This window comes from Empedobacter tilapiae (genome assembly GCF_004785645.1).
Classification (GTDB): Bacteria; Bacteroidota; Bacteroidia; order Flavobacteriales; family Weeksellaceae; genus Empedobacter; species Empedobacter tilapiae.
In genome coordinates this window covers 150416-165055 of the sequence record NZ_SRPE01000003.1, presented here as the reverse complement: position 1 = coordinate 165055, position 14640 = coordinate 150416, and the positions used below count along the sequence as shown (strand labels likewise).

General features: G+C 31.9%; 14 protein-coding genes and 5 tRNA genes. 6 read left to right on the top strand and 13 right to left on the bottom strand.

Annotated elements, in window-relative coordinates; genetic code table 11:
- Positions 1 to 27: 27 nt before the first annotated feature.
- Both E4J94_RS04860 and E4J94_RS04855 read right to left on the bottom strand, forming a co-directional pair.
- A complete protein-coding gene (locus tag E4J94_RS04860) occupies positions 28 to 777 on the bottom strand; it encodes a uroporphyrinogen-III synthase (RefSeq protein WP_135834737.1) in 750 nt (249 codons plus the stop codon).
- A gap of 7 nt (positions 778 to 784) precedes the next feature.
- The gene (locus E4J94_RS04855; protein WP_135834736.1) at positions 785 to 1459 is read right to left on the bottom strand and encodes a DUF4271 domain-containing protein; all 675 of its coding nucleotides are present in this window, start codon (positions 1457 to 1459) and stop codon (positions 785 to 787) included.
- Between the two features lie 66 nt (positions 1460 to 1525).
- Between E4J94_RS04855 and E4J94_RS04850 the strand changes: the two genes are divergently transcribed.
- Both E4J94_RS04850 and E4J94_RS04845 read left to right on the top strand, forming a co-directional pair.
- Positions 1526 to 2248 (top strand): polyprenol monophosphomannose synthase, encoded by a 723-nt coding sequence (locus E4J94_RS04850; protein WP_135834735.1) that lies wholly within the window; start codon positions 1526 to 1528, stop codon positions 2246 to 2248.
- Positions 2245 to 2637: a DUF4296 domain-containing protein gene (locus E4J94_RS04845; protein WP_135834734.1), complete on the top strand. Its 393-nt coding sequence runs from the start codon at positions 2245 to 2247 to the stop codon at positions 2635 to 2637. Before E4J94_RS04850 ends, E4J94_RS04845 begins: the two co-directional genes overlap by 4 nt.
- 78 nt (positions 2638 to 2715) lie before the next feature.
- Here E4J94_RS04845 and E4J94_RS04840 read toward each other — a convergent pair.
- From E4J94_RS04840 to E4J94_RS04830, 3 genes are all read right to left on the bottom strand, one after another.
- Positions 2716 to 2786, bottom strand: a tRNA-Cys gene (locus E4J94_RS04840).
- Positions 2787 to 2838: 52 nt separating this feature from the next.
- Positions 2839 to 3195, bottom strand: coding sequence for a dihydroneopterin aldolase (folB, locus tag E4J94_RS04835; RefSeq protein ID WP_135834733.1), 357 nt, complete (start codon positions 3193 to 3195; stop codon positions 2839 to 2841).
- A gap of 70 nt (positions 3196 to 3265) precedes the next feature.
- On the bottom strand, positions 3266 to 3868 hold the full coding sequence (locus E4J94_RS04830; protein WP_038334988.1) for a superoxide dismutase: 603 nt from the start codon (positions 3866 to 3868) through the stop codon (positions 3266 to 3268).
- 133 nt (positions 3869 to 4001) lie between these two features.
- Here E4J94_RS04830 and E4J94_RS04825 point away from each other — a divergent pair, with 133 nt between their 5' ends.
- Positions 4002 to 5207 carry a serine hydrolase domain-containing protein gene (locus E4J94_RS04825; protein ID WP_135834732.1) on the top strand — a complete coding sequence of 402 codons (1206 nt, stop codon included), beginning with the start codon at positions 4002 to 4004 and terminating at the stop codon, positions 5205 to 5207.
- Positions 5182 to 5889, top strand: a complete 708-nt coding sequence (locus tag E4J94_RS04820; RefSeq protein WP_135834731.1) for a 3'-5' exonuclease — start codon at positions 5182 to 5184, stop codon at positions 5887 to 5889. The genes E4J94_RS04825 and E4J94_RS04820 overlap by 26 nt, the downstream gene beginning before the upstream one ends.
- Before the next feature lie 51 nt (positions 5890 to 5940).
- Here the strand turns inward: E4J94_RS04820 and E4J94_RS04815 are convergent, their stop codons facing one another.
- Entirely contained in the window at positions 5941 to 7362 is a 1422-nt protein-coding gene (locus E4J94_RS04815; RefSeq protein WP_135834730.1) for a hemolysin family protein, read from the bottom strand.
- A gap of 210 nt (positions 7363 to 7572) precedes the next feature.
- Between E4J94_RS04815 and E4J94_RS04810 the strand changes: the two genes are divergently transcribed.
- A complete protein-coding gene (locus tag E4J94_RS04810) occupies positions 7573 to 9276 on the top strand; it encodes an ABC transporter ATP-binding protein (RefSeq protein WP_135834729.1) in 1704 nt (567 codons plus the stop codon).
- A 132-nt stretch (positions 9277 to 9408) separates the two neighbouring features.
- Here the strand turns inward: E4J94_RS04810 and E4J94_RS04805 are convergent.
- The 5 genes from E4J94_RS04805 to E4J94_RS04785 all read right to left on the bottom strand — a co-directional run bounded on the left by E4J94_RS04805 (position 9409) and on the right by E4J94_RS04785 (position 10442).
- Positions 9409 to 9480: transfer RNA gene (locus tag E4J94_RS04805), tRNA-Glu, on the bottom strand.
- 96 nt (positions 9481 to 9576) lie between these two features.
- A tRNA-Glu gene (locus tag E4J94_RS04800) sits at positions 9577 to 9648 on the bottom strand.
- A 290-nt stretch (positions 9649 to 9938) separates the two neighbouring features.
- Positions 9939 to 10010, bottom strand: a tRNA-Glu gene (locus E4J94_RS04795).
- Between the two features lie 11 nt (positions 10011 to 10021).
- Positions 10022 to 10276, bottom strand: coding sequence for a 30S ribosomal protein S20 (rpsT, locus tag E4J94_RS04790; protein ID WP_038334974.1), 255 nt, complete (start codon positions 10274 to 10276; stop codon positions 10022 to 10024).
- A 94-nt stretch (positions 10277 to 10370) separates the two neighbouring features.
- Positions 10371 to 10442, bottom strand: a tRNA-Glu gene (locus E4J94_RS04785).
- 218 nt (positions 10443 to 10660) lie between these two features.
- Between E4J94_RS04785 and E4J94_RS04780 the strand changes: the two genes are divergently transcribed.
- Positions 10661 to 11293 (top strand): C40 family peptidase, encoded by a 633-nt coding sequence (locus E4J94_RS04780; RefSeq protein ID WP_246034257.1) that lies wholly within the window; start codon positions 10661 to 10663, stop codon positions 11291 to 11293.
- Positions 11294 to 11368: 75 nt separating this feature from the next.
- On the opposite strand, the gene E4J94_RS04775 is transcribed toward E4J94_RS04780, so the two are convergent.
- Together E4J94_RS04775 and E4J94_RS04770 are read right to left on the bottom strand one after the other, a co-directional pair.
- Positions 11369 to 12076 carry a rhomboid family intramembrane serine protease gene (locus E4J94_RS04775; protein WP_135834727.1) on the bottom strand — a complete coding sequence of 236 codons (708 nt, stop codon included), beginning with the start codon at positions 12074 to 12076 and terminating at the stop codon, positions 11369 to 11371.
- The gene (locus E4J94_RS04770; protein ID WP_135834931.1) at positions 12076 to 14637 is read right to left on the bottom strand and encodes a DNA gyrase/topoisomerase IV subunit A; all 2562 of its coding nucleotides are present in this window, start codon (positions 14635 to 14637) and stop codon (positions 12076 to 12078) included. The genes E4J94_RS04775 and E4J94_RS04770 overlap by 1 nt, the downstream gene beginning before the upstream one ends.
- Positions 14638 to 14640: the final 3 nt, after the last annotated feature.

Below are 14640 nucleotides of genomic sequence, written 5' to 3'. Positions count from 1 at the left end.
TAATTAGAGAGAAGGGTAAAGCGAATATTATTTTGATTTATTTGCTTCTTTCACGTATTTATCTAACGCCATTGTCATTGAAGGCGTTTGCGGTGTTGGCACCTCAATGTCTACACGTAATCCCATCTCTTTTGCTTGATCTACTGTCGATTTTCCGAAAACGGCAATTCTTGTATTTTCTTGCACGAAATCTGGAAAGTTTTCGAATAATGATTTGATTCCTGAAGGTGTAAAGAATACTAAAATATCGTATTTTACATCAGACAAATCAGATAAATCACTTGAAACAGTTCTAAACAAAGTTGCTTTTTGCCACGTTAATCCTAAACTATCTAATAAAGAAGGAACATTTGGTTTTAAAACATCAGATGCTGGTAACAAAAAGTTTTCGTCTTTGTGCTTTTTAAATAAAGGCACCATATCAGCAAAAACTTTTTCTCCAATATATATCTTACGTTTTCTATAAACAATATATTTCTGTAAATAGAATGCAATTGCTTCTGATTCACAAAAATACTTCATAGAGTCTGGAACAGTAAATCGCATTTCTTCTGCTAGACGAAAGAAATGATCAATAGCGTTTCTACTTGTAAAAATAACAGCAGTAACTTTACTAAAGTCGATCTTTTGTTGTCTTACTTCTTTAGCGTCTATTCCGACAACTTGGATAAATGGTCTAAAATCAATTTTGATTTTATTTCTTTTTTCAATCTCGTAGTACGGCGAGTTTTCTGCCTGAGGCTTAGGTTGTGATACTAATATTGATTTAACTTTCATAGTAATTTTAGATTACTTTACCTACAATTAATAGTTTTGCTAAAACCATTATAGGTAAAATTTCTAGGGTGCAAAGGTACAAAATATTATAATACCAAATTGATTTATTGTCACTTATTTGTTTGGCGTAAATGTGATAAATTTCGAATATTCTATTCAAAAACAACAAAATGAAGCCAATAATCATCAAATAATCTTTATTAACTTTTGTATAAAAAAACAGAAAACAAATAACCAATAAAAGCAAAACATTTTTTGCATTTACAAAACTTGAACTCTTCATAAAATAAGACACCGTACTTGATTCGTAAAAAACACGATAAAATACAACCTCAATAAACAATCTAAAAAGCATAATTATACTAATAACACCAAATGTAATTCCTACTTTAGATAAATAATTAAATTTAAAGTCTGGAACATGATTATAATTGATATCAAAATAAGATACTAATAATAAACTTATCAATAAAACCGTTACTCCATTCACAATAAAACTAAACAATGTTGTATTATCATCTGTAAAGCTCATATACTCGGTCTTATTATCAAGCGTCTTAAAATTCTTTACGAATAAGTATTTTGCTATGCACACTAATAACAAACATACTATCAAAACAATAAGTACTGTATCGTTACCTAGTGTATTTTTTCCTATTGAGATTAAATCGTTTGTTTTCATAATTTTTTCAAAAATACAAAACACTAACAATCTTATAACTATCTTTATGCCCACAAAATTATATTTATGTCGGACAAATTAGTTATTATCCCGACCTACAACGAAAAAGAAAACATAGAAGCCATTATTCGTACAGTTTTAGCTGTAGACGAAGCATTTGATGTGCTTATTGTTGACGATAGTTCTCCAGACGGAACAAATGATATTGTAAAACGATTAATTCCTGAATTTAATGGACGTTTGCATTTAGAAATTCGCACTACAAAAGATGGTTTAGGGCGCGCTTATGTGCATGGATTTAAGTGGGCTTTGGTAAATAATTACGAATATATTTTCGAAATGGATGCCGATTTTTCGCACAATCCAAATGACTTACCTCGTTTATACCAAGCTTTAGTGGATGGAGCTGATTTAGCAATTGGTTCTCGTTATTCTAATGGTGTAAATGTTGTAAACTGGCCAATGAACAGGGTTTTATTGTCTTATTTCGCATCAAAATATGTCCGCATTATTACACGTTTGCCTGTTCATGATGCAACTGCTGGATTTGTCGGTTATCGATCTAAAGTTTTAAAAACTCTAGATTTAGATAAAATTAAATTTAAAGGGTATGGATTTCAAATTGAAATGAAATACAAAACGTGGATTAAGAAATTTAAACTAAAAGAAGTTCCTATTATTTTTACAGACAGAACTTTAGGCGAATCAAAAATTAGTTCTGATATTATTGGCGAAGCCGTTTTTGGTGTAATTTCATTACGATTAAGAAATATATTTGGTAAATTATGAAAAACTTAATCTTTTTATCACTGATCATTTTAAGTGTCTTTAGTTGCGCACCAAAAAATTACGACAAACCCGAAGATCTTATCAATAAATCTGAAATGATTGATATTCTTACTGATTTATACATTAGTCAACAAGGATTACAAATGTTTCCGACTCAACAACAAGATCAAAGTATCGATTTAGCAAAAGATGCGGTAGATATTATGAACAGTTATAATATCACATTTCATCAATTTTCTGAAAGCTACAAATATTATATGATGCAGCCCGAAAAATTCAAAGAAATGCTGAATGATGTGAAAAAAAATCTTGAAGATAAATTGTCTGACGAAGAAAAAGAACGTCAAAAAAATCAGAAGAATAATTTGATTGACCTCAAAAAAGAATAACAAAAAACTCAAGTGATACACTTGAGTTTTTTTGAATATAAAATAAAAAAGCTCTAATCAATTTGATTAGAGCTTTTGAGGTTCCTAGCGGATTCGAACCGCTGTGGACGGTTTTGCAGACCGCTACCTAGCCTCTCGGTCAAGGAACCATTCCCGTTGTTTTGGATTGCAAATATAGCAATAATTTCAGAAAAAAAAAGTTTAATACGATTTTTCTAAAATAAGACTTACTTTTTCTACATGCCCACCAATAGGAGGATTCAGCTTAGATAATTTTACTTTTGCATATGTAACATTCGTAAGTTCTTGACCTATACGATCTAACACTCTTTTACAAACATGTTCCAAAAGTTTTGAACGAATACCTACTTCTTCCTTCACAATTTTATTTAATGAAACATAATCCAACGCATCTATCAACTCATCCGATTCTGTTGCTTTCGTAAAGTCTGCATGCGCTTCCAAATCAACCAAATAATCAGAACCAATACGTGATTCTTCATCTAAACATCCGTGATTCGAATATATTTTTATATTTTCTAAAATAATTACTCCCATAGTCCAAAGATAAAAAAAGACTTGCGTATTTCTACACAAGTCTTGTATTGTTTAATTTTTTTAAACCTTATTATTTTGCAGATGCAAATCTTTCCGCAACTTTATCCCAGTTAATTACAGAGAAGAAAGCCTCGATATAATCAGGACGACGGTTTTGGTAATTTAAGTAATAAGCATGTTCCCAAACATCTAATCCTAAAACTGGAAATCCTTGTACATCAGCAACTGGCATCAAAGTAGAATCTTGATTTGGAGTTGATGTTACAACTAATTTTCCATCTTTTACGATTAACCAAGCCCATCCAGAACCAAAGCGTGTTGCAGCAGCTTTAGAAAACTCATCTTTAAAAGCTTCAAAAGATCCAAAAGCAGCGTTAATTGCATCAGCAACTTCTGCAGTTGGTTGATTAGCACCACCTGGAGTTAAAATTTCCCAGAATAAATTGTGATTGTAGAAACCACCACCATTGTTACGAACAGCTGGTTTGTCAGTTCCTTTTGCTAAAATTTCTTCGATTGTAGCGTTTGCTAAATCCGTTCCTTCAATAGCAGCATTCAAGTTATTTGTGTACGCAGCATGGTGTTTGTCATGGTGAATTTCCATTGTTTTTGCGTCAATATGAGGTTCTAATGCATCAAATGCATAAGGTAATTTTGCTAATTCAAAAGCCATAATATTATAATTTTTAGATTTATTCTTGTATAAAGATATACAATAACTCAACAAATATGATTCCGAAATGATAGAATTTTAATATTATTTAATAGTAAAAGCTTATTTTAGTAAAAGATTCTAAATTTTTGAAATGAAAATACTTTGGAAAATAATAAAGTGGTTTATCATAATCATTTGTATTTTAATCTTAACTCTTTATGCAACAGGAAATGACTACATTTTTCGTGGTATAAAATTAACTTACATGAAAGGTGAAAAGACAGCAAATATCAACGATTACAAAGATTTTGACAACAATGTAATTTTGGCAGGTGCACCGCGAGTTTGGCATCAACATTTAGATTATAATCAATTTCCGTTGTCAGCTAACTTCGAAAAAGAGATGAACGATTTCGGAACTGCTGGATTAGTTATTATAAAAGATAATCAAATTTTGAGCGAATATTATTTTAATGGATATGCGCAAAATGATATTACCAATTCTTTTTCTATGGCAAAAACGTTTACAACAATGATGTTAGGGAAAGCAATTGAACAAGGTTATATCAAAGGTTTAGATCAAAAAATAACAGATTTCATTCCCGAATTCAAAAACGATAAATTTGGAGCTGAATGTACAGTTGGTGATTTATCTGCGATGACATCTGGTTATGATTGGGATGAAGATTATTATTTCCCACTCAATCCTACTGCTAAAGCGTATTATGGTGATGATATTGTTAAACAAATGTTGAGCAGAAAATTTGTTTCTCTACCTGGCGGACATTTCAAATATCAATCGAGTGACACACAATTATTAGGAATTGTGATTGAACGTGCGCTGAAAAATAAATCGTTATCACAATATTTTCAAGAAGAATTTTGGCAACCGATGGGTATGGAATTAGATGCACAATGGTCGAAAGATAATCCGAAAGGAATGGAAAAAACTTATTGTTGTTTCAATGCAACAACGCGAGATTTTGCCAAACTTGGACAATTATTATTGAATGATGGAAAGTGGTACGGAAAACAAATTTTGGATTCAGCATTTGTTCAGAAAATGGTTTTACCAAACAAAAAAGCATTCGAACCAAATGAACCACAAATTTATGGTTATTCAGTTTGGATGGATTACAATTACAAAACTCCTTTTTATTCAATGTTAGGACATTTGGGACAACGTATAATTGTGATTCCTTCAGAAAAATTGGTTGTTGTTCGAACAGGAAAAACACATAATGATCAGCCAAATAATCGTCCAATTGCAGATGGTGATGTTTATCGATTGGTAGATGAAGCGATGCGAATTAATCAAAAAGTGAAAGAAAATGATCCAACGAATTCCTTACAGTAAGATATTATTTTTAGATATCGAAACGGTTCCACAAACCGATGATTGGAACCTTTTATCCGAAAGAACACAAGCTCTTTGGGAAAAGAAAACAGCTTATCAACGCAATAATAATGAAATTTCTTCAGAAGAATTTTACCACGAACGTGCTGGAATTATGGCTGAATTTGGGAAAATAGTTTGTATTTCGGTCGGAATTGTTGTCAAAGATTCTTTTATTCACATCAAAAGTTTTTATGGACATGATGAAAAAAAATTGTTAGAAGATTTTAATTCAATGTTGATTGAAAACTTTTTCAAGCCTGATCATATTTTATGTGCGCACAATGGAAAAGAGTTTGATTTTCCGTATATCGCTCGCCGAATGATGATTAATCAAATAGAAATTCCAGCTATTCTACAATTATTTGGTAAAAAACCATGGGAAGTTCAACATTTGGATACAATGGAGTTATGGAAATTTGGCGATTACAAAAATTTTACATCGTTGGATTTATTGGCTAATGTTTTCGAAATTCCAACACCTAAAGATGATATCGACGGTTCTCAAGTCGCGCGCGTGTATTATGATGAAAACAATGTGGAACGCATCAAAGATTATTGTGAAAAAGATGTCGTAACTTTAATTAACGTTTTCCGTAAAATGCGTTACGACCAATCTTTACAACGAAAAGAAGATTTATAAAACAGAAAAAATCCGCTACAAAGCGGATTTTTTTTCTATATTTTTAAAAGATTAATTTTCATCATCTTCGGCTGAATCTGGCTCATCACGGAAGTTTTCAATCAATTCATCTTTTACTTTCAATTGAACTTGCTCAACAGAATTTCGATACATTTTGATAATTGTCCCTGTATATTCCTCCAAATCAACTAAATCTCCTTCGGCCAATTCTTTATCAGGATAACATTCAGAAATCAATCCAGCCAACGTATCATAATGTTCACTTTCCTCAAATCTAAACGGCATTAAACGGTTAATATCGCTTATCGCATTGTGAGCATTTACATTGTAAACTCCTTCTGAAACACGAGAAACAATAGGATCTTCGTTATCGTATTCATCTTGAATTTCTCCAACTAATTCCTCCAAAATATCTTCCATCGAAACAATCCCTGCAACTTCACCAACTTCGTTTGTTACAATGGCAATTTGCATATGTTTTTTCTGAAATTGTTTCATTACATTCTTAATCAACGCATTTTCTGAAATAAAAATTGGCTCACGCAACAATCCTTCAATTTCAGTTTGATTTGGATTTTCCAACAATTGCTTGATTAAGTCCTTAGCATAAATGATACCTTTTATATTATCAAATTCTTCTTCGTAAACAGGATAACGCGAATAACCTTCATTAATCGCATAATCCAATGCTTCTTTAACTGATGTATTAATATTAATTGCAGAAACATTTTTACGCAACGTTTGAATATTCATCACACGACGATCATCAAAATCAAAAACATTCTGAATTAAATTTCTCTCAGATTCCTCTATTGCTCCACCTTCAGAACTTTCAGTAATAATCATTTTCAATTCTTCTTCTGTGTGAATCTCTCCTCCATGAATAGGATGAATTCCTACCGCACGAAGAATCACATTTGCTAAACCATTCATTAATACAATAAGTGGTTTAAATACAAAATAAAATGCACGAAGTGGCCAAGCTACTGTAAACGTAGTTTTAGTTGGATACTGAATCGCGATAGATTTCGGCGCTAACTCACCAAAAACAATATGTAAAATTGTAATGATAACAAAAGCTGCTGGAAACGCAACATTATGCGCAATCGCTGTCCAAGAAGGAGAAGTTAATCCAACTACTTCAAAAAGTTTTACAATTACAGGCGTTAAGGAACTTTCTCCAACCCAACCCAAACCAAGCGAAGCTAAAGTGATACCTAATTGAGTTGCTGCAAGATAAGAATCTAAATGTGTAACGATTCGTTTTGCTGCATTTGAAGTTCTTTCGTTAATATCTTGATTAACTTCAATTTGTGACGAACGTACTTTTACGATTGCAAACTCGGCTGCAACGAAAAAACCATTTAATAAAACAAGGAAAATTGTAAGCAAAAGTTTTGCTACAGAAATTTCATCGGCGACATTGTGATTAGCGACTAAAAACAATGTCGAAATCTGGGAGTATGTATCCATTCTTCGAATTTAAAAAACTGACTTGTTATAAGTTTTTATAAGTCAGTAAATCAATACATCTAAATTAATAAAAAAAATTAAAAATCACAACGTTTTGATTCGTAGCAAAATTACAAAATTTATAAATATAAAATCTTAGAAATTATTGATTCAAGAAAATGACTAAAAAATCACTAAATTTCCACTTCATTTACCAAGCAATAATTTGCCATGCAAAAGCAAGATTTACATTATATTATCGAGGTCAAAAATTTATCGATTTCTTTTGGAGATAAACAAGTTTTGAATAACATCAATTTCAAAGTAGAGCAAGGTGACACATTAGGAATTGTTGGAGAATCTGGTTCTGGAAAATCATTAACATCATTGGCAATTATGGGTTTATTGTCACCAAATGCAACAATTCATCCCGAAAGTGAAATTCTTTTTCGTCAAGATGATAAAATGATCGATTTACTCAAGCTCTCGTCTAAAGAACTGGAAAAAATAAGAGGAAATGAAATAGGAATGATTTTTCAAGAACCAATGACTTCTCTAAATCCAAGTTTACGTTGCGGGGAACAAGTGGAGGAAGCGATTCGTTTGCATCAAAATTTATCGAAAGAAGAAGCTAAAAAGAAAGTTCTTCATTTTTTTGAACAAGTAAAATTACCAAATCCCGAACGTATTTATAAAGCCTATCCGCACGAATTATCTGGTGGACAAAAGCAACGTGTAATGATTGCAATGGCGATTTCTTGCGAACCAAAATTATTGATTGCCGATGAACCAACAACTGCTTTGGACGTTACAGTACAAAAAGCGACGTTAGATTTATTGAAAGAATTACAAGAAAAAAATAACATGAGCATGTTGTTTATTTCTCACGATTTGGGCGTGATTGCTAATGTTTGTGAAGAAGTTTTGGTGATGTTTCGTGGTGATGTTGTGGAACAAGGAAATGTAGAAACAATTTTTAATCATCCGAAAGAAAATTATACAAAAGGCTTAATCGCTTGTCGACCTCGATTGGATGAACGCGCGAAACGTTTACCTACGGTGAAAGACTTCTTAGAAAATCCAAATTTCGAAACTGAAATCTATACAGAAGAAGAACGCGAAGCTTTTCACGAAAAAGTTTATTCAAATCCTCCAATTTTAGAGGTTAAGAATTTGAAGAAATATTTCTATCCATCAACTTTATTTGGAAATGCAACAATCCCGAATGTAAAAGCTGTAGATAATATTTCATTCAAAGTTTATCCTGGTGAAACAATGGGCTTGGTTGGTGAATCGGGTTCTGGAAAAACAACTTTGAGTAGAACGGTTTTGCTATTGGAAAAACCAACTGCTGGTGAAATTTATTATAATGGTTTAGATATCACGAAACTGAAAAAAGAGGAAATTCGTAAATTAAGAAGAGAAATTCAGATTATTTTCCAAGATCCATATTCAAGTTTGAATCCTCGTCAAACTATTGCGCAAATTATTACGGAGCCAATGCAAGTGCATAAAATTGGTCAGAATAAAACTGAACGATTACAAACAGCTTCGTCTCTTTTACAAAAAGTAGGTTTATCAGATCAAGATTTGAACAAATATCCGCACGAATTTTCTGGCGGACAACGTCAACGCATTGGGATCGCTCGTGCTTTGGCTTTAAATCCAAAATTTATCATTTGTGACGAATCTGTTTCTGCATTGGATGTTTCTGTTCAAGCACAAGTTTTGAATTTATTAAATGATTTAAAAACGGAGTTTAGTTTTACTTATATATTTATCTCACACGATTTGGCTGTAGTAAAATATATGAGTGATCAATTGTTGGTAATGCAACACGGAGAGATGAAAGAATTGGACGATGCTGACAAGGTTTATGCACATCCTACAACAAATTATACTAAAGAATTAATAGAAGCGATTCCAAAGCTATAAAGGGAATCTGTATAAAAGCAAAAAGCGTTTGAAGTTTATTTTCCTCAAACGCTTTTTTATTGATCACAAAAAATCAATATAAACTAAACTATTTCAAAATAAAAAAAGCATTCAAATTTGAATGCTTTTTTGTAGTCCCTAGGGGAATCGAACCCCTCTTTCTAGAATGAAAATCTAGTGTCCTAACCGATAGACGAAGGGACCTCCTTTCGTATTATTGTGGTGCAAAAATAAACGTTTATTTTTTATTACCAAACAATTTTCGAAAAATTTTATACAATTTTTAATTAAGTCAATTTGTAGTCCCTAGGGGAATCGAACCCCTCTTTCTAGAATGAAAATCTAGTGTCCTAACCGATAGACGAAGGGACCACTTAATAATGAATTAATTAATTCGAATATTCTTTTTTTTGAATGAACGTCATTTTGTGTTGGGAGTTGTAGAAAAGTCGATGTATAATTCTAATAATTTGAACCAAGTTGAATTATACAGCGACATTTTCATTCCCGATTAATCATCTAAACAATATGATTAACCTTTACAAACAAAACACAAAAAACAATTTCCTTTACACAGTATTCTACTGGTTGTTTAATAAAACATCAACAACTATGAACAAGGAAAAAAAAGATTGCAATAATGCAATCCATCTATTAATTTGTAGTCCCTAGGGGAATCGAACCCCTCTTTCTAGAATGAAAATCTAGTGTCCTAACCGATAGACGAAGGGACCACTTTATTTTATTAAGCTAATCCCGCAATATGTTTCGCTAACTTTGATTTTAAGTTTGAAGCTTTATTCTTGTGAATAATGTTTCTTTTTGCTAACTTATCAATCATTGAAGAAACTTTTGGAAAAACTGTTTCTGCTTCATTTTTATCAGACTCAGATCTTAAAGCTTTAATAGCTGTACGAGCTGATTTATGATAATATTTATTACGATCGCGTCTTACCGCTGATTGTCTAATTCTTTTTAATGCTGACTTATGATTTGCCATAACTTAAATCTCTTTCTATTTTAGTTCGGCAAAGATATAAACAAAAATTCTATCTCGCCAAATTAATTTAATAATTTTCTAAAACACTTTTATGTAGCCCATAGGAGAATCGAACTCCTGTTTCCAGGATGAAAACCTGATGTCCTAACCACTAGACGAATGGGCCGCATGACGGCTTAACCACTTGTTGTGAAAAGCGAGTGCAAATGTATAACTTATTTTTATACTTCCAAATTTATTCAAAAGTTTTTTTAATAAAATTTATGTTAAAAAATGTTAAGGAAGTTAATTTTTTGTCAAAACAACTCTTACATATAATGAGTTATATTTTTAACAATTACTTTAGCGGTGCTATTAAAATTTATACAAACGAATTCTCAATATATGAAAGCATCGATATTAGGTGTAGCTGCAGTTGTTTGCACGATGTTTATTACATCATGTTCTTCTTTGACTCCTGTGAATGAAGCTACAGAATATTCTTCGAGAAGTTTCATCCCGAAACCAAGAGCAATTGAAGCTCAAGCTAAAATAATCAACAAACATGCCAATTTAGATGTTACTCCGATAGAAATTAATGACGAGGCAAAATCTATGGTAGTGTTAAATAGTGTTTTAGAAGAAACAAATGAATTATTTTCTGGATTTTTATTAAAAGAAGCTGAAACATATATTGGTACTCCATACCGATACGGAGGCACAACAAGAAGTGGTATTGATTGCTCTGCCTTTGTTAGAAATGTTTTCGAAACTTTTAATAAAAATTTACCTCGTGTATCTGCTGATCAAGCAAGAGAAGGTTTTACAGTAAGTACTGATGAAGCAAAAGAAGGAGATTTGGTTTTCTTCGCTACAAGAGGACGTGGTAGAGTTTCACATGTTGGTATTGTTCATGGAAGAAATAAGGATGGAGTGCTTGAATTTATTCATTCATCTACTTCTCAAGGCGTTATGGTGTCTTCTTTAAATGACAGATATTGGGGACCAAAATTCTTATATGTTAAAAGAGTATTATAATTAGATATAATCTATTTCATTATCATAAAAAAAGCTTCAAATTGAATTTGAAGCTTTTCTTTTATGATTATTTTACTATTTTCTACTTTCTTTCAATATGATTACAAACAAAACTATTAACGGAAGTATCATTCCTAAAATGTAATACGTATTGATTTGTAAAATCGTTGGGTAAGCTATTATTGCCGATAACATTCCTACAATTGCTCCACCTAAATGGGCAGAGTGTCCGATATTTCCTAAATTCGTTTTCATCCCATATACAGAGTATCCTAAATATAAGATTGCAAAAATCCATGCTGGAATAGGAAGTGCGAAAAATAATCTTAATTCCATTTCAGGAAAGGCTGCAATTGCTGCAAATAGGATTCCTGTTACTCCTCCAGAAGCACCTACAGCAGAATAATAGTTTTCTTTTTTATGAATTAACAAAGACAAAAGGTTTCCTCCAATAACAGCTGCTAAAAACACTAAAAGAAACATTCCATAACCTACATTTATCTTCGCATTAGAAAAATCTCCAAATAAAAACCCTTCTGGACTTGCAAAAAAACCGATAACAGGATTCGCAAAAAAATACAAGGTTAACATGTTAAACAATAAGTGTGTAAAATCTACATGCAAAAATCCAGAACTTAAAATTCTATAATATTCTTTATGATGTAAAATTGATCCTACTTGAAATTTATATTTATCAAAGAATGCATAATCATTAAATCCTTTCCAACTTATCAAAACATTAAGTCCAATTACGGCTAATGCTACAATTGAGATATCTCCCATTATTCTTCTGTTTTTTCTTCTTTATTTATATTATCAATCTCATCAAATAAGGTTGGCTGAGGCTCTTCCTCTTCTTCTAGCTCTTCTGGCTCTTCGAACGGAAGCGGTTCCAACACATTAATTTGTTTTAATTTATAAGTTGTCAATTGATTTCCTTGCGCTTTAATTCCTTTAACTGTAATAAATTCTTCTAAATTTATAACTTCTGGTTCTTTTTCTAAACCTTTTACTTTCGGGAAAATCAACTCAATAACTGGTAAATAATCTGTCGAAACAACTTTAATAGATGATTTACCATCTTCTAACATATAAAAAGCTTGTGGAGAAAATGTATCTTCTAAAATGAATCGTTTCACAAAATAGCGATCTTTTTCTGCATCATAATACACGCAAGAAATCGGTTTTGCAGGTTTCCATTTCTCGATAATTTCTAAATCTTCGTCAAAACGATTACTCAAATCGAACGAAACTAACTTTGCTTCACCTTTTTTATTAATTGTTAAAATTTTATCATCACCTTTAAATGAACCTAATAAAAGTCCCAATCCATCTGCATTTAAACGTTTTGTATCGGTATCAAACCAGATTTGACGAGGCGCTAAAGTCGAAACTCCCTCCTCTTTCAATTCTACTTTTTTGATTGGATATTTTGTAACTAAATTACCTTTCGATGCACGACCCTTAATCGATAAATCAGCAAAATTAATATCGAATTTTAACTTTTTGATTCGTTGATGTGTTTTCAAAATAATTGATACTACTTCTGCCTCACCATTTGGATTTGCAGAAAAATACAATACTTCCGAACCTTTGTTTCCTGCTGTTAAATCGTATTCTTTATCACGCGTAATTCCTGTAACGGCAAAACGTTTTTGATAAGCCGGACCATTTTTTCCATCACGATAGATCAAATTATAAATAGTACGCTTGTCGTTTTTATGCCAAATTCCGACATGAATAATTCCTTTTCCAACAAAAGTTTTTGCATCAACTTTTGTCACAATCATCGAGCCATCATGTTTAAAAACAACAATATCATCAATATCAGAACATTCGAATAAATATTCGTCTTTTTTCAATGAAGTTCCAATGAAACCTTCAGATCTATCGACATAAAAACGTGTATTAGCAACCGCAACCTTCGTTGCATCAATCGTATCAAATGTTCTAATCTCCGTTTTGCGTTCTTTTCCTTTTCCGTATTTTGTTTTTAGATTTTTGAAATAATCAATCGCATAATCAATCAGATTTGCTAAGTGATGTTTTACATTTTCAATTTTTTCTTCCAATGATTCAATAAACTGTTGTGCTTTATCTAAATCAAATTTAGAAATACGTTTGATTCGAATTTCTGTTAAACGAGTAATATCTTCTTCTGTAACTGGACGAATTAAATGCGCAATATGTGGTTTCAAACCTTTGTCAATGGCAGAAATAACTCCTTCCCAAGTTTCTTCTTCTTCGATATCGTGATAAATTCTATTCTCAATAAAAATTCGTTCCAATGAAGAAAAATGCCATTGTTCTTGCAATTCGTCCAACTCGATTTCTAATTCTTTTTTCAACAATTCAACTGTGTTGTTTGTATTGTGAATTAAAATTTCAGAAACTGTTAAAAATTCAGGAGTTTGTTCATTAATCACACATGCATTTGGTGAAACTGAAATCTCACAATCTGTAAATGCATACAACGCATCAATTGTTTTATCAGGGCTACTTCCAGGAACAAGATGAATTAAAATCTCAACTTCCGCAGCTGTATTATCTTCAATTTTTTTAATCTTGATTTTACCTTTATCATTGGCTTTCAAAACCGAATCAATCAAAGATCCTGTCGTTGTTCCATACGGAATTTCCGTAATTTTTAAAGTCGTTTTGTCTTCTTGCAAAATCTTTGCACGAATACGAACTTTACCACCGCGCAATCCATCATTATAGTCCGAAACATCAATCAATCCAGAAGTTAAAAAGTCTGGGAAAACTTGAAATTTCTTTCCTTTTAAATGCAAAATTGACGCATCAATTAATTCATTGAAATTATGAGGTAAAATTTTTGTTGACAAACCAACTGCAATTCCTTCTACTCCTTGTGCTAAAAGCAAAGGAAATTTGATAGGAAGATCAATAGGTTCTTTATTTCGTCCATCATATGACGGTTGCCATTTTGTAGTTTTCGGATTATAGACAACTTCTAAAGCAAATTTAGTTAATCGAGCTTCGATATAACGTGATGCTGCCGCTCGGTCGCCAGTATAGGTATTTCCCCAGTTTCCTTGCATATCGATCAACAATTCTTTTTGACCAATTTGTACCATTGCATCAGAAATAGCCATATCACCATGTGGATGATACTTCATTGTATTTCCTACAATATTAGCAACTTTATTGTATCGTCCGTCTTCCAATTCTCGCATAGAATGTAATATTCTGCGTTGAACTGGCTTCAATCCATCATAAATCGACGGAATTGCTCGTTCTAAAATTACATAAGAGGCATAATCAAGAAACCATTCTTGGTACATACCAGAAACTTTCTTGATGCTCTCTTGGTTGTCTTGCATCAT

Bases quoted from the DNA above. Each gene is read 5' to 3' on its own strand.
- E4J94_RS04775 (WP_135834727.1), bottom strand. From the start codon at position 12,076: ATGGGAGATATCTCAATTGTAGCATTAGCCGTAATTGGACTTAATGTT.
- E4J94_RS04815 (WP_135834730.1), bottom strand. From the start codon at position 7,362: ATGGATACATACTCCCAGATTTCGACATTGTTTTTAGTCGCTAATCAC.
- E4J94_RS04825 (WP_135834732.1), top strand. From the start codon at position 4,002: ATGAAAATACTTTGGAAAATAATAAAGTGGTTTATCATAATCATTTGT.
- E4J94_RS04810 (WP_135834729.1), top strand. From the start codon at position 7,573: ATGCAAAAGCAAGATTTACATTATATTATCGAGGTCAAAAATTTATCG.
- E4J94_RS04780 (WP_246034257.1), top strand. From the start codon at position 10,661: ATGAAAGCATCGATATTAGGTGTAGCTGCAGTTGTTTGCACGATGTTT.
- E4J94_RS04860 (WP_135834737.1), bottom strand. From the start codon at position 777: ATGAAAGTTAAATCAATATTAGTATCACAACCTAAGCCTCAGGCAGAA.
- folB (WP_135834733.1), bottom strand. From the start codon at position 3,195: ATGGGAGTAATTATTTTAGAAAATATAAAAATATATTCGAATCACGGA.
- E4J94_RS04830 (WP_038334988.1), bottom strand. From the start codon at position 3,868: ATGGCTTTTGAATTAGCAAAATTACCTTATGCATTTGATGCATTAGAA.
- E4J94_RS04855 (WP_135834736.1), bottom strand. From the start codon at position 1,459: ATGAAAACAAACGATTTAATCTCAATAGGAAAAAATACACTAGGTAAC.
- E4J94_RS04845 (WP_135834734.1), top strand. From the start codon at position 2,245: ATGAAAAACTTAATCTTTTTATCACTGATCATTTTAAGTGTCTTTAGT.
- rpsT (WP_038334974.1), bottom strand. From the start codon at position 10,276: ATGGCAAATCATAAGTCAGCATTAAAAAGAATTAGACAATCAGCGGTA.
- E4J94_RS04820 (WP_135834731.1), top strand. From the start codon at position 5,182: ATGATCCAACGAATTCCTTACAGTAAGATATTATTTTTAGATATCGAA.
- E4J94_RS04850 (WP_135834735.1), top strand. From the start codon at position 1,526: ATGTCGGACAAATTAGTTATTATCCCGACCTACAACGAAAAAGAAAAC.
- E4J94_RS04770 (WP_135834931.1), bottom strand. From the start codon at position 14,637: ATGCAAGACAACCAAGAGAGCATCAAGAAAGTTTCTGGTATGTACCAA.